The sequence below is a fragment of the Pseudomonas sp. App30 genome, assembly GCF_047947025.1.
Lineage (GTDB): Bacteria > Pseudomonadota > Gammaproteobacteria > Pseudomonadales > Pseudomonadaceae > Aquipseudomonas.
Window position 1 is genome coordinate 3,688,718 of the sequence record NZ_CP133165.1, and the last position, 14,597, is coordinate 3,703,314.

Genomic DNA, 14,597 nt, shown 5'->3' on the forward strand with positions numbered 1-14,597 from the left:
TGGCTTGCCAGCGAGCTTTTCAGGGGGCAAGAAACTCGCTGGCAAGCCAGCTCCCACAGGGTTAAAGCTTGGCTTTCACGGCGGGCAGCGCGTCCTGCCCGTCCACGGTCTTCACGCCGTCCAGCCACTTGTCCAGCACCGTGGGGTTGGCCTTGATCCACTTCTTCGCCGCGTCCGGGTAGCTGGCCTTGGTCTTCACTACGTCGGCCATGATGCTGTTCTCCATGTCCTGGGTAAAGGTCAGATTGCCCAGCAACTTGGCGACGTTCGGGCACGCCTGTGCATAACTCTTGCGGGTCAGGGTGTAGACGCTGCCGCTGGCGCCGAAGTACGCCTCGCCGCCGCTCAGGTAGTGCATCTTGATCTCGACGTTCATCGGGTGCGGGGTCCAGCCCAGAAACACAATGAAGCGCTGTTTATCCACAGCCCGGCGCACTTCCGACAACATCGCCTGCTCGCTGGATTCCACCAGTTTCCATTGGCCCAGGTCGAATTCGTTTTTCTTGATGATCTGCTGGATCGACAGGTTCGCCGGCGCGCCGGAGCCTATGCCGTAGATCTTGCCGCCGAACTTGTCGGCGTATTTGTTCAGGTCGGCGAAGCTGTGCACGCCGGCGTCCCACACGTAGTCCGGCACCGCCAGGGTGAACTCGGTGCCTTCCAGGTTCTTGGCGTACTGGGTGACGTCGCCGGTGGCCACGAACTTGTCGTAGAAACCCTGTTGCGCCGGCATCCAGTTGCCGAGGAAGACATCCACCTTGCCGTCTTTCAGGCCGCCGTAGGCAATGGGTACCGCCAGGCTGTCGACCTTGGCCTTGTAGCCCATGCCGTCCAGCAGCAGGCCGGTGATGGCGTTGGTGGAGGCGATGTCGCTCCAGCCGGGGTCGGCCATCTGCACCGTGCTGCAGCTTTGCTCATCGGCCAGTGCCTGCAGGCTGGCCACGGCCAGCAACGCGGATACCACCACTGTGGATAACTTCATCGGCTTCCCCTCATCGATTATTGATCTTGGCAGGGTTGTGGATAACGCGCCTTGCGCTCCAGGTCATCGAGGTCGATGTGGTTGCGCATGTACTGCTGGCTGGCGTCCACCCACGGCTGGTGATCCCAGCTCTTCAGCGTGCCCAGGCTCAGGGCCTGGGCCACCAGGCGGCGCCGGCGCTGGCTGGCCAGCACCTGTTGGCGTATGGCCGCCACGTCCCATTTGGCGCGCGCCTCGGCCAGCAGCGCGGCGAACAGCGTCGCGTGTTGCGGCGATTGGCTCAGGTCCTCGCGTTCGTGCGGATCATGGCGCACGTCGAAGAGTAGGCAAGGGTCGTCCTCGCTGTAGATAAATTTGTGCTCGCCGCGGCGAATCATCATCAGCGGGCCCACCGTGCCTTCGGCCATGTACTCGCCGAACACCTCGTCGTGGCCGCCCTGCCCTTGCAGGTGGCCCACCAGCGAGCGGCCGTCCAGCGGCAAGCGCGGGTCGACTTCACCGCCGGCCAGTTCCACCAGGGTCGGCAGCAAGTCGGCGGTGGAGACTGCCGCGCTCACCCGCCCGGCCTGGAACTGCCCCGGTGCACAGACCAGCAGCGGCACCCGCGCCGACATCTCGAACCAGTGCATCTTGTACCAGAGCCCGCGCTCGCCGAGCATGTCGCCGTGGTCGCCGGAGAAGACGATGATGGTGTCCTCCGCCAGGCCGGTTTCCTCCAGCGTCTGCAGCAGCTTGCCGACGTTGCTGTCGATGTAGCTGCAGGCGCCGAAATAGGCGCGGCGGGCGTCGCGAATCTTGTCCACAGGCAGCGGCTTGTCCCACAGGTCGTACACCTTGAGCAGGCGCTGGGAGTGCGGGTCCAACTCATGCTGCCCAGGCACATTGGCCGGCAGCGGGATGTCCTCGTCGCGGTACAGGTCCCAGAAGCGCTTGGGAATGGTGTAGGGGTCGTGGGGGTGGGTCATGGACACGGTCAGGCAGAACGGCTGGCTGCCGTCCTCGCGCACGTGGTCGAACAGATATTGCTGGGCCTTGAACACCACCTCTTCATCGAAATCCAGCTGGTTGGTGCGCACGCATGGCCCGGCCTGCAGCACCGAGGACATGTTGTGGTACCAGCTGGGGCGCACGTCGGGTTCATCCCAGTTCACTGCCCAGCCGTAGTCGGCGGGGTAGATGTCGCTGGTCAGGCGCTCTTCATAGCCATGCAGCTGGTCCGGACCGCAGAAATGCATCTTCCCCGATAACGCGGTGCGGTAGCCCAGGCGCCGCAGGTAGTGGGCATAGGTGGGCACGTCGGCGGGGAAATCGGCGGCGTTGTCGTAGGCGCCGATCTTGCTGGGCAACTGGCCGCTCACCAGGGTGAAGCGCGACGGCGCGCACAGCGGGCTGTTGCAGTAGGCGGCGTCGAACACCACGCCGCTGGCGGCCAGGCGGCTCAGGTGGGGCAGCTTGATCGGCGAGTTCTGGGCATAGAAGGGCAACAGCGGCGCGGCCATCTGATCGGCCATGATGAAGAGAATGTTCTTGCGCTTCATGGGTAGGCGGCATTCCATAGTGTTGAATTATGCGAAAGTGCTTCCAACCGAGCATGCGACCGTGCTGCCATGCGGTAAAGCCCACGTCAGGCAATGCCTAGGATAAGCCCAGCTAATGTTTGATAGCCTCGCCGACCTGTCCCTCGACCTGCTGCGCGCCTTCGAATGCGCCGCCCGCCAGCGCAGCTTCACCGCCGCCGCGGCCGAACTGGGCACCACCCAGCCCGCCGTCAGCCAGCAGATCAAGCGCCTGGAAGAACAACTGGCCACGCGCCTGTTCGACCGCATCTACCGCGGCATCGAACTCACCGACGCTGGCCGCAGCCTATTCGATGCGGTGCAGGCCGGCTTCGGCCAGATCGACAAAGCCCTGGCCGCCCTCACCGCCCAGCCCCAGCACGAGGTGCTGCAGGTGGCCACCGACTTCGCCTTCGCTGCCTACTGGCTGATGCCACGCCTGCACCGCTTCCACCAGGCCCACCCCCATGTCGATGTCAGCCTGGTGACCAGCGAACGCAGCCACGCCATGCTGCGCAGCGACATCGACGTCGCCGTGCTGTTCGGCGACGGCCGCTTCAAACAGGGCGACAGCCACTGGCTGTTCGCCGAAGAAGTCTTCCCCGTGTGCAGCCCGCGCCTGCTTGAAAAGCAAACCACCCCCCTGCCCGCCCAAGCCCTGCTCGACCTGCCGCTGCTGCACCTGCGCGGCGAAAGCACCACCCACTGGTTCAACTGGACCACCCTGTTCCGCCACCTGCACATCCCCAGCGCCCCAGCCCCGGGCCAACTGCGCTTCGACAACTACACCCTGCTGATCCAGGCCGCCATCGCCGGCCAGGGCGTGGCCATCGGCTGGCGCCACCTGGTGGACGCGTTGATCGAGCAGGGCCTGCTGTGCCGGCCCATCGCTGCAACGGCCAGTTCGGCGCTGGGGTATTACGTGGTGGTGCCGCAACGGAAACGGCGGGGGGAGATGGTGGGGCGGTTTGTGGAGTGGTTGATGGCTGAGCAGGCTCAAGGCACTAACTGATAATCTTCGGTTATCCACAAGCGGGAGAAAGACTGTGCAACCAATCCAGGGCTACCACGCCCACATCTATTTCGACGCCTCCACCCTCGACCAGGCGCGCGCCCTGTGCGAAGAAGCCGCGCGGTTGTTTCCCGTGGTGATGGGGCGTGTGCATGAGAAGCCGGTGGGGCCGCACCCGGACTGGAGCTGCCAGTTGGCGTTCGGGCCGCAGGTGGTGGCGCAGGTGTTGCCGTGGCTGGCGATGAACCGCAAGGGGCTGGTGGTGTTCATGCACCCGCTGAGCGGGGATGAGTTGGCTGACCACCGTGATCATGCGATCTGGATGGGGGCGGTGCGGCCGTTGAAGTTGTCGATTTTCGGCGGGTGATGCACCCAATCCCGTAGCAGCGGCCATCAGGCCGCGTCCCTGGCGCCTCGGTATGTCTGGTGTACCGGGGTGTTCAGGACGCAGCCTTCGGCAGCTGCTACGGGGGGGTGTTATTTCAGTTCAACACACCATCGAGGATCTCGTAGACCACGCCGGTACCTACCGAGATCAGCACCACGTCGTTGCCCAGGCGGCGCCATTCGTAGCCGGGGTAGCGTGGCAGCTGCGACAGCGCGCGGCTGTCCAGGCGCTTGCCGTAGCCGTGGGGCAGCGGGCGGCCTTTGACCACGTGGACGTTCGGTGGCAGTGGGCTACCGTGGCCGAAGCTGTCGCGGTGCTGCTGGATGGTCTGGCGCACAGGGCCGAAGTCCTGTGGTGGGCGGTTGCCGCCGCCAGCGTGTTGCTGCTGTTGCGGCGCGCCATGCTCGTCGCCGCGCGGGCCACCTTGTTGCTGGTGCTGTTCACCGCCCTGGCGCTGGTCGTCCGGGCCTGGGGCAGCTTGCAGCAATGGGGTGACGCCAACCAGCAGCACGCCCATGCCTGCGATCAGGGATTTTGGCAGTTTCATACGCGTTCCTCGCGGTGGTGTGTCAAAAATGAATTAGTAGGCCAGGACGCCTTGCAGCACCTGGTAAACCACACCGGTGCCATCCTGGATCAGCACGATATCCGGGCCGTAGGCGATCCATTGGTAGCCTGGGTAGTACGGCAGTTGTTCCAGTTCACGCGGGCCCAGCGGGCGACCGTAGCCGGGCGCCAACGGGCGGCCCTGGACGACGAACACGCCTGGCGGCAGGCGCTCGGCACGGCCGAAGTAGCCACGGTGTTCGAAGGCGTGCTGGCGGATGGGGCCGAAATCACGGGGCGGGCCGCCATGGTCGAAGCGGTGGTCGTCACGATGGTCGTCGCGGTGGTCATCGCGATGATCGTAGTGGCCACGGTCATCCGGGCCACCCGGGCCCCATTGGTCGGCATGGGCCAGGGATGTCATGCCGACAAGCACGAGCCCCAGGCTGGCAATCAATGGTTTGGAGAGTTTCATCGAGCGAATCCTCACTGCTCAAACAACAAAAAAGGGAACCAGATCTTACGGATCAGGTTCCCTCTGGTCTGTGAAATTAGTCCGGAAAATCAGCAACTAATTCCTTTGTAACAAATTATTTACCTTCAGCTGACACGGGCCTTACGCACGCCCTGGGCCAATTGCGAACACAGCTCAAGTACATCCCCCACGGCCTGGTCTGGCGAGCTGGCCTTGGCGATCTTGTCCACCAGTGCCGAACCCACCACTACACCGTCGGCCAGGCGTGCGATGGCAGCGGCCTGCTCGGGGGTGCGGATGCCGAAACCGACGCTGATCGGCAGGCTGGTGTGGCGGCGCAGGCGCTCGATGGCGCTGCTGACGGCCTCGGTGGTGGCAGAGCCGGCACCGGTCACGCCGGCCACCGACACGTAGTAGACGAAGCCGGAGCTGCGTTCCAGCACGCGCGGCAGGCGCACGTCGTCGGTGGTGGGCGTGGTCAGGCGGATGAAGTCGATGCCCGCGGCCTGGGCCGGGGTAGCCAGCTCGGCGTCGTGCTCGGGTGGCAGGTCGACGATGATCAGGCCGTCCACGCCCACTTCGCGGGCCTCGGCCACGAAGGCCTCGACGCCAAAGCGGTGGATGGGGTTGTAGTAGCCCATCAGCACGATTGGCGTGGTGTCGTTGCCAACCCGGAACTCGCGCACCATCTGCAGGGTTTTCTTCAGGGTCTGGCCGGCATCCAGGGCGCGCAGGGTGGCGAGCTGGATGGCCACGCCGTCGGCCATGGGGTCGGTGAACGGCATGCCCAGCTCGATCACGTCGGCGCCGGCGGCTGGCAGGCCCTTGAGGATGGCCAGGGAGGCGTCGTAGCCAGGGTCGCCGGCAGTGACGAAGGTCACCAGGGCGGCGCGGCCCTCGGCTTTCAGATCGGCGAAGCGTTGTTCAAGACGGCTCATGCCAGTTTCTCCTGCTCGGCGGCGGCCATATGGCTCATCACGGTTTGCATGTCTTTGTCGCCACGGCCCGAGAGGCAGACGACCATCAGGTGATCCTTGGGCAGGGTAGGCGCGCGCTTGATGGCTTCGGCCAGGGCGTGGGCGGTCTCCAGCGCCGGGATGATGCCTTCCAGGCGGCAGGTGGTGTGGAACGCGGCCAGGGCTTCGTCATCGGTGATGCTGACGTAGTTCACGCGCTTGATCTCGTGCAACCAGGCGTGTTCCGGGCCGATGCCAGGGTAGTCCAGGCCGGCGGAGATCGAGTGGGCGTCGGTGATCTGGCCGTCGTCGTCCTGCAGCAGGTAGGTGCGGTTGCCGTGCAGCACGCCCGGCACGCCGCCGTTGAGGCTGGCCGCGTGCTTGTCGGTGTCCACGCCGTGGCCGGCGGCTTCAACGCCGTAGATTTCCACGCTGGCGTCGTCCAGGAACGGGTGGAACAGGCCCATGGCATTGGAACCGCCGCCTACGCACGCCACTAGGCTGTCGGGCAGGCGCCCTTCCTTGGCGTGCAACTGTTCGCGGGTTTCCTTGCCGATGATCGACTGGAAGTCGCGGACCATGGCCGGGTATGGGTGCGGGCCGGCGACGGTGCCGATCAGGTAGAAGGTGTCGTCGACGTTGGTCACCCAGTCGCGCAGCGCTTCGTTCATGGCGTCTTTCAGGGTACCGGTGCCAGCGGTGACCGGCACGATCTCGGCACCCAGCAGGCGCATGCGGAATACGTTGGCCTGTTGGCGCTCGATGTCGGTGGCGCCCATGTAGATCACGCAAGGCAGGCCGAAGCGGGCAGCGACGGTGGCGGTGGCCACGCCGTGCATGCCGGCGCCGGTTTCGGCGATCAGGCGTTTCTTGCCCATGCGCTTGGCCAGCAGCACCTGGCCGATGCAGTTGTTCACCTTGTGCGCGCCGGTGTGGTTCAGCTCTTCGCGCTTGAAGTAGATCTTGGCGCCGCCGCAGTGTTCGGTCAGGCGCTCGGCGAAGTACAGCGGGTTCGGGCGGCCGATGTAGTCGCGCTGGAAGTAGGCCAGCTGCTCGAGGAATTCGGGGTCGGCCTTGGCGGCTTCGTATTCACGGGCCAGGTCGAGCACCAGCGGCATCAGGGTTTCAGCCACGTAGCGGCCGCCGAAGGCGCCAAACAGGCCGTTGGCATCCGGGCCGTTGCGCAAGTTAGTCTGGGTCATGGGTCGCTCCAGGTGAAAAGTGATGGGCTAGCTATGAATCTACTGTAACCACGGCGGCCGGCGAAAAAAACCGATAAGATTGCTGCAACCTGTCAGGAAAACTCACAGATACCATGAGCCGCGACCTGCCCCCCCTGAACGCCCTGCGCGCGTTCGAAGCCACTGCCCGGCTGAACAGCGTAAGCCGCGCGGCCGAACAATTGCACGTGACCCATGGCGCCATCAGCCGCCAGCTGAAGGTGCTGGAAGAGCACCTGGGGGTGAGCCTGTTCGTCAAGGAAGGCCGTGGCCTGAAACTCACAGATGCCGGCCTGCGCCTGCGCGATGCCAGCGGCGATGCCTTCGAGCGCCTGCGCACCGCGTGCGCCGAGATCAGCCAGGGCGCCAGCGACGCGCCGTTCGTGCTGGGCTGCTCGGGCAGCCTGCTGGCGCGCTGGTTTATCCCCAGGCTGGGCAAGCTCAACGCCGACCTGCCGGACCTGCGCCTGCACCTGTCCGCCGGCGAAGGCGACCTGGACCCGCGGCGCCCCGGCCTGGACGCCTGGCTGGTGTTCGCCGAGCCGCCGTGGCCGGCCGACATGCAGGTGTATGAACTGGCGCACGAACGCATCGGCCCGGTGCTGAGCCCGCGCTTTGCCCGTTTCGAACAGTTGGCCGAGGCACCTGCGCAGGTGCTTGCCGGCGAGCCGTTGCTGCACACCACTTCGCGCCCGCAGGCGTGGCCCAATTGGGCGGGGGCCCACGGCATCGCACCCGTCCAATTGCAGTACGGCCAGGGGTTCGAGCATTTGTATTATTTGCTGGAGGCGGCGGTGGCCGGCCTGGGGGTGGCCATCGCCCCGGAACCGCTGGTGATTGACGACCTGCGGGCGGGGCGACTGGCGGCGCCGTGGGGCTTCAGCGAAACCTCGGCGCGCCTGGCGCTATGGGTGCCCCGGCGTGCCGACGATGGGCGCGCCCGGCAGCTGGCGCACTGGCTCACCGCGGAGCTGGCGCGCCAGGTGGATTAGTTGCCGCGTTTGATCAGCAGGTAGCCAGCCAGCAGGCCCAGTGCGCCAATGGCCACGCCTGCGGTGGTCCAGGGGTGCTCCTGCGCGTAGTCGCGGGTGGCGACGCCGGTCTCGCGGGTTTTCACCTTCACGTCTTCGTACACGTCGCTGAGCAGATGACGCGAGTGTTTCAGGGCGTTTTCAGCGTTGGCGCGCAGGCTTTTCAGGGTTTTGCGCGACTCGTCGGACGCATCGTCCTTCAAGCTCTCCAGCGATTTGAGCAGACTTTCGATTTCCGCTTCCATGCTTTGCAACGAAGCTTTGCGAAGTGAAGTAGCCATAGGTGTCTCTCCTGCGTGGTGAGTTGCGTGTGTAAGTTTCCGACTGCGGCGCTTCAGGAAAGTGCAGTGCATCTGAACTTTTGCGCCCCGATTCGGCACAGAGCTAAAAGGCCACCTACGCTCAAGACCACTATCGAAAGGAGATTCACCATGTCTGACCATCGCACCTACAAGCTGATCGAACTGGTTGGTTCTTCGGCCAACAGCATCGAGGAAGCCATCAACAACGCCCTGGCCGAGGCCGGCAAGACCGTCAAGCACCTGGAGTGGTTCGAGGTGTTGGAAACCCGCGGCCACATCGAGAACAACAAGGCCGCGCATTTCCAGGTCACGCTGAAGGTCGGCTTCCGCATCGCAAACAGCTGACACGATTCTGGGAAGCGTCTTACTGGCCGAACGGCCAGTATTCCGCTACAAACAGTGCTGGGGGGCTCCGGCAATCTTGCCGGGGCGCTTGTCTGCTCATGATCTGACCAGGGAATGTGACCGATGAAGAATATTTTGTTGGCAGCAGGGTTGTTCTGCATGGCGGGTTCGGCACTGGCGGCGGGGAAGCCGTGTGAAGAACTGAAATCGGAAATCGCCGCGAAGCTCGACGCCAAGGGCGTCAGCCACTACACGCTGGAAATTGCCGACAAGGGCACCGGCGGCAAGGTTGTCGGTACCTGCGAGGCCGGCCGCAAGGAAATTGTGTACAAGAAATAACTTGTAGCCGCTGCCGTCAGGCTGCGCTGGCCTTGCCGTTCGCTGGAGATTTCCAGCGAGGCAGAGGGCCAGCGCAGCCTGGCGGCAGCGGCTACTGATCGGCGCCTGATGCAGGCGCCTTTTTTTCAGCCCTTGGCGATCTGCGCCAGCAGTTCGTAGGAATGCAGCCGGTCGGCGTGCTCATACAGATCGCAGGTAAAGATCAACTCATCTGCCTGGGTCTGCTCCAGCAACACCTCCAGTTTTGCGCGAATCTTCTGTGGGCTGCCCACCATGGCCAGGCCCAGGAAGTCGGCGACCGCGGCTTTCTCGTGGGGTAGCCAGCGCCCTTCCATGCTGTCTACCGGCGGTTGCTGCACCAGGCTCTGGCCGCGCATCAGGTTGAGGATGCGCTGGTACACCGAGGTGGCCAGGTAGTCGGCCTGCTCGTCGGTGTCGGCGGCCACCAGTGGCACGCCCAGCATCACGTACGGCTTGTCCAGCACCGCCGAGGGCTTGAAGTGGTTGCGGTAGGTGCGAATCGCTTCATGCATGTAGCGCGGCGCGAAATGCGAGGCGAAGGCGTACGGCAGGCCGTACATGCCGGCCAGCTGGGCGCTGAACAGGCTGGAGCCCAGCAGCCAGATCGGCACCTGGGTGCCGGTGCCGGGCACGGCGATCACTTTTTGCTCAGGGGTGCGCGGGCCCAGGTAGCTCATCAGTTCCAGCACGTCATCGGGGAAGTCGTCGGCGCTGCCCGAGCGCTCGCGGCGCAGGGCGCGGGCGGTCATCTGGTCGGAGCCCGGCGCACGGCCCAGGCCCAGGTCGATGCGGCCCGGGTAGAGGCTTTCCAGCGTGCCGAACTGTTCGGCGATCACCAGCGGCGCATGGTTGGGCAGCATTACCCCGCCGCTGCCGACGCGGATGGTGGAGGTGCCGCCGGCCAGGTAGCCCAGCAGCACGGCGGTGGCCGAGCTGGCGATGCCGTCCATGTTGTGGTGCTCGGCGACCCAGAAGCGGTGGTAGCCGAATTTTTCCAGGTGTTGCGCCAGGTCCAGCGAGTTGCGCAGCGAGTGCGCCGGGCCCTTGTCGGCGCGCACGGGCACCAGGTCCAGGGCCGAATACTTGATATCGGAGAGTCGTTTCATGGGTAGCACTTCCTCAGGCGTCGAGTGGAAGGCTGGTGCACGCTGCCATGGGTAACACCACCCTGCCCTTTATCCAACAGTATGGGCATATTGAGAAACTTCAATACCATCTTGTCAATCGGTGTGAACTTGCAAGCCCTGCTGCCCCTCCTAACCTCAGTACCTGCGCGAACCTTCGCGTGCAACCCGAGGAGGCATCATGAAGAAGACAGCATCAGCCGTCTGGCAAGGCGGCTTGAAGGATGGCAAGGGCCAGATTTCCACTGAAAGCGGCGCGCTGAAGAGCAACCCTTATGGCTTCAACACCCGGTTCGAGGGGCAGCCTGGTACCAACCCGGAAGAGCTGATTGGTGCGGCTCATGCGGGTTGTTTCTCGATGGCCCTGTCGATGATCCTGGGCGGCGCCAACCTGACCGCCGACCGCATCGACACCATCGCCGAAGTCACCCTGGACAAGGTGGGCGAAGGTTTCGAGATCACCGCCGTGCACCTGATCCTGAAAGCCAAGGTGCCGGGCGCCACCAACGAGCAGTTCCAGGAACTGGCCAACAAGGCCAAGGAAGGCTGCCCGGTGTCGAAGGTGCTCAAGGGCGCCAAGATCAGCCTGGACGCCACGCTGGTCAGCTAGGCCGGCACTGGAACAGGTGATGGCATTTGTGGTCTAGATGTAGGAGCCGACCTGTCGGCTCCACCCGCAATTCAAGGATGCCATCATGATCAAGCGACTGATATTGACCCTCGCCTGCTGTGCTGCGGCCACCAGCGCCATGGCAGCCCCCAAGCCCTGTGAAGAACTGAAGGCCGAGATCGAAGCCAAGATCCAGGCCCAGGGCGTCACGTCCTACACCCTCGAAATCGTCAGCAACGAAGAAGTTCACGACAAGAACATGATCGTGGGTTCGTGCGAAGGCGGCAGCAAGAAAATCATCTACCAGAAGAACGACCGCTAGAACAGGCAGTTCACGGCACTGTCCTCCGCCACCACTTTCTTGCTCTGGTCGTACAGCCGCGCGCTCGGGTTCAGCCCCAGCGTGCGGGCTTCCAGCAGGTAGCGCTGGCCGGGCTGGAATGCGTCGTAGCGCAGCGTGAGGTAGCAGGTTCGCTCATCCGCATCGATCAGGAACATGCTGCCCGAATAGATCTCGAAGTCGTAGCGCACCATCAGCTCGTGGCTGCCCGGGGTGACCTGGAAGTAGCGGCCATCCTTGAGGCGCACGCCATCGAGGCGTTCGGCCATGACCACCTTGCCGCCCAGCATGGTCATGTCCACCCAGGCCTGTTGGGGATTGACCGGGGGCAAGGGGGTGATGCTGCAACCGGCCAGGATAATGAATGATGCGACAGCAAGGGCGCGGCGCATGATGGGCTCCAAGGTGGGGACAGGCCTCCAGCATACCCCCGCGCGGCGGTCTACGTCGCTTGGCAGCCCGCCGGTTGCGCCTTGCCCACCATATAGCGTTGTTCGTCATACAGCTTGGCCCAGGGTTGGAAGCCCAGGCTGCCCGCCTCGAGCCGGTAACGCTGGCCGGCGCTGAAGTCCTTGAAGCTGAGCTTCATCTTGCAGTCCCGCCACAGCGGCTGGGCCACTGGGCCGATATTGGTGGGGGCCACGGGGAATTGAAAAGTTACCCACAATTCATGAGCGCCTGGCTGCACTTCGAAGTAACGTGGATCGGTCCAGTCGTGGTTGTCGACCTTCACCGCCTTCAGCGAGTTGTCGGAGCCGGCTGCAAGGTCCACCCAGGCCTGGTGCGGGTCGGGGTCGGGCAAGGTCGAACAACCGGCCACGGCCGCCAGACCGCAGACAAGTAACAAGGCACGCATGGCAATACTCCCGATGGCAATGGTGGCCGGTTCGTCCCAATGAAGGATTCACCCGACAGATGATTGATCTTCTTTTTTTAAGGCGCGCAGACCCTGGGGCACTCGACCGCAAAATTCGCCGCTTGGTTCCCCTGTTGGCCGTTTTGCTGCTGAACGGTTGCTCCACCTATTACGGCCAGCTGCTTGATGGCCAGGTGCAACTCTTGAGGGCGCGCGAGCCGGTGAGCCGGGTGATCGCCGATCCTTCGCGCGACGCCAAGCTGCGCGCACAGCTGCGCCAGTCCCAGGCAGCGCGGGACTTTGCCAGCAGCCATCTGCACCTGCCGGACAACCGCAGTTACCGCCTGTACGCGGACGTGAAACGCAGTTCAGTGGTGTGGAACGTGTTTGCCACCCAGGAATTTTCCTTGGACCCGCAAACCCACTGCTTTCCGATAGCCGGTTGCGTGGCCTACCGTGGCTACTACAGCCTGGGGGCTGCCCGGGGTGAGGCGGCGCTGCAGAAGCAGGCCGGGATGGACGTGTACATTGGCGGGGTGGACGCGTACTCCACCCTGGGCTGGTTCGATGACCCGATCATCAACACCATGATGGACCGCGGCGACGAGCGCCTGGCCACGCTGATCTTCCACGAGCTGGCGCACCAGCGCTTCTACGTGAAGGACGACAGCGAGTTCAACGAGTCCTACGCCACCTTCGTCGAGCAGGAAGGCACCCGGCAATGGCGGGCGTACCAGGGCCTGCCGCCGGCCAACGTCGACCAGTCGAAGCAGATCCACCAGTTCACCCAACTGGTGCTCGACACCCGTGACCGCCTGAAAGCCCTGTACGCCCAGCCGCTGGCGCCGGCGGCCATGCGCCAGGCCAAGCAGCAGGCGTTCGAGCGCATGCGCGCCGATTACCGCCAGCTGCGCGACAGCCAGTGGAACGGCGACAAGCGCTACGACGCCTGGGTCAACGCGCCGATGAACAACGCCAAGCTGCTGCCGTTCGGGCTGTATGACCAGTGGGTGCCGGCGTTCGCGGCGTTGTTCCGGCAGGTGAACGGCGATTGGCCGACGTTCTTCAGCGAAGTGGAGCGGCTGGGCAGGTTGCCCGCCGATCACCGCAAGGCGGCGCTGGTAAGGTTGTCTCAAACCCGGTAGGAGCCGACCTTGGTCGCGATGCAGGCGCCACAAACTCGCCTGCCTGACGTACGGCGGTGGCCCCATCGCGACCAAGGTCGGCTCCTACCGGAGTGGAGTGCCAATTACACCGGGGTAAGGAAGGCTTGATGCAGCTCAGCCAGCGTATCGAAATGATAGGTCGGCGCCTCGGCCTCCAGCTCCTCGCGGCTGCCGAAGCCGTAGCCCACCGCCACCACGTCGAGGCCGTTGGCCTTGGCGCCGATCAGGTCGTGCTTGCGGTCGCCGATCATCAGCGTCTGGGCCGGGTCCAGGCCCTCTTCCTTGAGCAGGTGGGCGAGCAGCTCGACCTTGTTGGTGCGGGTGCCGTCCAGCTCGCTGCCGTAGATCACCTTGAAGTGCTTGGCGAAATCGAAATGCCGGGCGATCTCGCGGGCAAATTCCCACGGCTTGGAGGTGGCCACGTACAGGTGGCGGCCCTGGGCCTCCAGGGTTTCCAGCAGCTCGATCACGCCCTCGAACACTTCGTTTTCGTACAGGCCGGTGACCTTGAAGCGCTCGCGGTAGAAATTCACCGCCTGCCAGGCCTTCTCTTCCTCGAACCCGTAGAACTGCATGAACGCCTGCAGCAGCGGCGGGCCAATGAAGTGCTCGAGCTTGCGCAGGTCTGGCTCGATGATGCCGAGCTTTTCCAGGGCGTACTGGATCGAGCGGGTGATGCCTTCGCGCGGGTCGGTGAGGGTGCCGTCCAGGTCGAAGAGAATGTTCTGATAATGCATGGGAATTTTCCGAATCAGTCGGTGGACAGCGGGTTGGGGCTGGCGAAGCCGGCCTCCAGGTGCTGGTCCTTGAGTTTCACGTAGTTGCCGGCGGTGTAGGTGAAGAAGTTGCGCTCCTTGTCGGTCAGCGGGCGCGCCTGCTTCACCGGGCTGCCCACGTACAGGAAGCCACTTTCCAGGCGCTTGCCCGGTGGTACCAGGCTGCCGGCGCCGATGATGACCTCGTCTTCCACCACGGCGCCGTCCATGACCGTGCTGCCCATGCCGATCAGGATGCGGCTGCCCACGGTGCAGCCGTGCAGCATCACCTTGTGGCCGATGGTCACGTCGTCGCCGATGATCAGCGGGAAGCCGTCGGGGTTGAAGGGCCCGGCGTGGGTGATGTGCAGCACGCTGGCATCCTGCACGCTGGTGCGCGCGCCGATGCGGATGCGGTGCATGTCGCCGCGGATCACGGTCATGGGCCACACCGAACTGTCCTCGCCGATTTCGACATCGCCGATGACAACCGCCGAACGGTCGACAAACGCCCGCGCGCCCACCTGGGGCGTGTGCTGCTGGAAAGTGCGAATGGCCACGATAGGCTCCTTC

General features: G+C 64.3%; 20 protein-coding genes. 8 read left to right on the plus strand and 12 right to left on the minus strand.

Going from position 1 to position 14,597, the window contains the following annotated elements:
- Positions 1 to 61: 61 nt before the first annotated feature.
- Together choX and betC are read right to left on the minus strand one after the other, a co-directional pair.
- Complete coding sequence (gene choX, locus RAM80_RS17205; protein WP_416421685.1) at positions 62 to 982, minus strand: choline ABC transporter substrate-binding protein; 921 nt, start codon at positions 980 to 982, stop codon at positions 62 to 64.
- A gap of 17 nt (positions 983 to 999) precedes the next feature.
- Entirely contained in the window at positions 1,000 to 2,520 is a 1,521-nt protein-coding gene (betC, locus tag RAM80_RS17210; protein WP_416421686.1) for a choline-sulfatase, read from the minus strand.
- Positions 2,521 to 2,635: 115 nt separating this feature from the next.
- On the opposite strand from betC, the gene RAM80_RS17215 reads away from it, so the two are divergent.
- A complete protein-coding gene (locus RAM80_RS17215; RefSeq protein ID WP_416421687.1) occupies positions 2,636 to 3,550 on the plus strand; it encodes a choline sulfate utilization transcriptional regulator in 915 nt (304 codons plus the stop codon).
- Positions 3,551 to 3,584: 34 nt separating this feature from the next.
- Positions 3,585 to 3,917: a DOPA 4,5-dioxygenase family protein gene (locus RAM80_RS17220; RefSeq protein WP_416421688.1), complete on the plus strand. Its 333-nt coding sequence runs from the start codon at positions 3,585 to 3,587 to the stop codon at positions 3,915 to 3,917.
- A 115-nt stretch (positions 3,918 to 4,032) separates the two neighbouring features.
- Here the strand turns inward: RAM80_RS17220 and RAM80_RS17225 are convergent, their stop codons facing one another.
- The 4 genes from RAM80_RS17225 to trpB all read right to left on the minus strand — a co-directional run bounded on the left by RAM80_RS17225 (position 4,033) and on the right by trpB (position 7,117).
- Positions 4,033 to 4,485: an anti-virulence regulator CigR family protein gene (locus RAM80_RS17225; RefSeq protein ID WP_416421689.1), complete on the minus strand. Its 453-nt coding sequence runs from the start codon at positions 4,483 to 4,485 to the stop codon at positions 4,033 to 4,035.
- A gap of 33 nt (positions 4,486 to 4,518) precedes the next feature.
- Positions 4,519 to 4,959 (minus strand): hypothetical protein, encoded by a 441-nt coding sequence (locus RAM80_RS17230; RefSeq protein WP_416421690.1) that lies wholly within the window; start codon positions 4,957 to 4,959, stop codon positions 4,519 to 4,521.
- Positions 4,960 to 5,084: 125 nt separating this feature from the next.
- Entirely contained in the window at positions 5,085 to 5,897 is an 813-nt protein-coding gene (gene trpA / locus RAM80_RS17235; RefSeq protein ID WP_416421691.1) for a tryptophan synthase subunit alpha, read from the minus strand.
- Positions 5,894 to 7,117, minus strand: a complete 1,224-nt coding sequence (trpB, locus tag RAM80_RS17240) for a tryptophan synthase subunit beta (protein ID WP_416421692.1) — start codon at positions 7,115 to 7,117, stop codon at positions 5,894 to 5,896. The genes trpA and trpB overlap by 4 nt, the downstream gene beginning before the upstream one ends.
- A 113-nt stretch (positions 7,118 to 7,230) precedes the next feature.
- Between trpB and RAM80_RS17245 the strand changes: the two genes are divergently transcribed.
- Positions 7,231 to 8,127: a LysR family transcriptional regulator gene (locus tag RAM80_RS17245; RefSeq protein WP_416421693.1), complete on the plus strand. Its 897-nt coding sequence runs from the start codon at positions 7,231 to 7,233 to the stop codon at positions 8,125 to 8,127.
- On the opposite strand, the gene RAM80_RS17250 is transcribed toward RAM80_RS17245, so the two are convergent.
- Entirely contained in the window at positions 8,124 to 8,447 is a 324-nt protein-coding gene (locus RAM80_RS17250; RefSeq protein ID WP_416421694.1) for a DUF883 family protein, read from the minus strand. The two genes, RAM80_RS17245 and RAM80_RS17250, sit on opposite strands and share 4 nt — an antisense overlap.
- Positions 8,448 to 8,597: 150 nt before the next feature.
- Between RAM80_RS17250 and RAM80_RS17255 the strand changes: the two genes are divergently transcribed.
- Positions 8,598 to 8,813: a dodecin gene (locus tag RAM80_RS17255; RefSeq protein ID WP_416421695.1), complete on the plus strand. Its 216-nt coding sequence runs from the start codon at positions 8,598 to 8,600 to the stop codon at positions 8,811 to 8,813.
- Positions 8,814 to 8,936: 123 nt separating this feature from the next.
- The gene (locus RAM80_RS17260) at positions 8,937 to 9,152 is read left to right on the plus strand and encodes a DUF1161 domain-containing protein (RefSeq protein WP_416421696.1); all 216 of its coding nucleotides are present in this window, start codon (positions 8,937 to 8,939) and stop codon (positions 9,150 to 9,152) included.
- A 125-nt stretch (positions 9,153 to 9,277) separates the two neighbouring features.
- Here RAM80_RS17260 and RAM80_RS17265 read toward each other — a convergent pair whose 3' ends face one another.
- Positions 9,278 to 10,279, minus strand: a complete 1,002-nt coding sequence (locus RAM80_RS17265) for an LLM class flavin-dependent oxidoreductase (RefSeq protein ID WP_416421697.1) — start codon at positions 10,277 to 10,279, stop codon at positions 9,278 to 9,280.
- A 199-nt stretch (positions 10,280 to 10,478) separates the two neighbouring features.
- Between RAM80_RS17265 and RAM80_RS17270 the strand changes: the two genes are divergently transcribed.
- On the plus strand, positions 10,479 to 10,907 hold the full coding sequence (locus RAM80_RS17270) for an OsmC family protein (protein WP_416421698.1): 429 nt from the start codon (positions 10,479 to 10,481) through the stop codon (positions 10,905 to 10,907).
- Positions 10,908 to 10,992: 85 nt separating this feature from the next.
- On the plus strand, positions 10,993 to 11,229 hold the full coding sequence (locus tag RAM80_RS17275) for a DUF1161 domain-containing protein (RefSeq protein ID WP_416421699.1): 237 nt from the start codon (positions 10,993 to 10,995) through the stop codon (positions 11,227 to 11,229).
- On the opposite strand, the gene RAM80_RS17280 is transcribed toward RAM80_RS17275, so the two are convergent.
- Positions 11,226 to 11,639, minus strand: coding sequence for a hypothetical protein (locus RAM80_RS17280; RefSeq protein ID WP_416421700.1), 414 nt, complete (start codon positions 11,637 to 11,639; stop codon positions 11,226 to 11,228). The two genes, RAM80_RS17275 and RAM80_RS17280, sit on opposite strands and share 4 nt — an antisense overlap.
- Before the next feature lie 50 nt (positions 11,640 to 11,689).
- Positions 11,690 to 12,103, minus strand: coding sequence for a hypothetical protein (locus RAM80_RS17285; protein WP_416421701.1), 414 nt, complete (start codon positions 12,101 to 12,103; stop codon positions 11,690 to 11,692).
- A 59-nt stretch (positions 12,104 to 12,162) separates the two neighbouring features.
- Here RAM80_RS17285 and RAM80_RS17290 point away from each other — a divergent pair, with 59 nt between their 5' ends.
- The gene (locus tag RAM80_RS17290) at positions 12,163 to 13,248 is read left to right on the plus strand and encodes an aminopeptidase (RefSeq protein WP_416421702.1); all 1,086 of its coding nucleotides are present in this window, start codon (positions 12,163 to 12,165) and stop codon (positions 13,246 to 13,248) included.
- Between the two features lie 104 nt (positions 13,249 to 13,352).
- Here the strand turns inward: RAM80_RS17290 and RAM80_RS17295 are convergent, their stop codons facing one another.
- Together RAM80_RS17295 and RAM80_RS17300 are read right to left on the minus strand one after the other, a co-directional pair.
- On the minus strand, positions 13,353 to 14,006 hold the full coding sequence (locus RAM80_RS17295; RefSeq protein WP_416421703.1) for an HAD family hydrolase: 654 nt from the start codon (positions 14,004 to 14,006) through the stop codon (positions 13,353 to 13,355).
- A 14-nt stretch (positions 14,007 to 14,020) separates the two neighbouring features.
- Positions 14,021 to 14,584: a gamma carbonic anhydrase family protein gene (locus RAM80_RS17300; protein ID WP_416421704.1), complete on the minus strand. Its 564-nt coding sequence runs from the start codon at positions 14,582 to 14,584 to the stop codon at positions 14,021 to 14,023.
- Between the last annotated feature and the right edge of the window lie 13 nt (positions 14,585 to 14,597).

Coding starts and splice junctions, on each gene's coding strand:
- choX (WP_416421685.1), bottom strand. CDS start 982: ATGAAGTTATCCACAGTGGTGGTATCCGCGTTGCTGGCCGTGGCCAGC.
- betC (WP_416421686.1), bottom strand. CDS start 2,520: ATGAAGCGCAAGAACATTCTCTTCATCATGGCCGATCAGATGGCCGCG.
- RAM80_RS17215 (WP_416421687.1), top strand. CDS start 2,636: ATGTTTGATAGCCTCGCCGACCTGTCCCTCGACCTGCTGCGCGCCTTC.
- RAM80_RS17225 (WP_416421689.1), bottom strand. CDS start 4,485: ATGAAACTGCCAAAATCCCTGATCGCAGGCATGGGCGTGCTGCTGGTT.
- RAM80_RS17230 (WP_416421690.1), bottom strand. CDS start 4,959: ATGAAACTCTCCAAACCATTGATTGCCAGCCTGGGGCTCGTGCTTGTC.
- trpA (WP_416421691.1), bottom strand. CDS start 5,897: ATGAGCCGTCTTGAACAACGCTTCGCCGATCTGAAAGCCGAGGGCCGC.
- trpB (WP_416421692.1), bottom strand. CDS start 7,117: ATGACCCAGACTAACTTGCGCAACGGCCCGGATGCCAACGGCCTGTTT.
- RAM80_RS17245 (WP_416421693.1), top strand. CDS start 7,231: ATGAGCCGCGACCTGCCCCCCCTGAACGCCCTGCGCGCGTTCGAAGCC.
- RAM80_RS17250 (WP_416421694.1), bottom strand. CDS start 8,447: ATGGCTACTTCACTTCGCAAAGCTTCGTTGCAAAGCATGGAAGCGGAA.
- RAM80_RS17255 (WP_416421695.1), top strand. CDS start 8,598: ATGTCTGACCATCGCACCTACAAGCTGATCGAACTGGTTGGTTCTTCG.
- RAM80_RS17260 (WP_416421696.1), top strand. CDS start 8,937: ATGAAGAATATTTTGTTGGCAGCAGGGTTGTTCTGCATGGCGGGTTCG.
- RAM80_RS17265 (WP_416421697.1), bottom strand. CDS start 10,279: ATGAAACGACTCTCCGATATCAAGTATTCGGCCCTGGACCTGGTGCCC.
- RAM80_RS17270 (WP_416421698.1), top strand. CDS start 10,479: ATGAAGAAGACAGCATCAGCCGTCTGGCAAGGCGGCTTGAAGGATGGC.
- RAM80_RS17275 (WP_416421699.1), top strand. CDS start 10,993: ATGATCAAGCGACTGATATTGACCCTCGCCTGCTGTGCTGCGGCCACC.
- RAM80_RS17280 (WP_416421700.1), bottom strand. CDS start 11,639: ATGCGCCGCGCCCTTGCTGTCGCATCATTCATTATCCTGGCCGGTTGC.
- RAM80_RS17285 (WP_416421701.1), bottom strand. CDS start 12,103: ATGCGTGCCTTGTTACTTGTCTGCGGTCTGGCGGCCGTGGCCGGTTGT.
- RAM80_RS17290 (WP_416421702.1), top strand. CDS start 12,163: ATGATTGATCTTCTTTTTTTAAGGCGCGCAGACCCTGGGGCACTCGAC.
- RAM80_RS17295 (WP_416421703.1), bottom strand. CDS start 14,006: ATGCATTATCAGAACATTCTCTTCGACCTGGACGGCACCCTCACCGAC.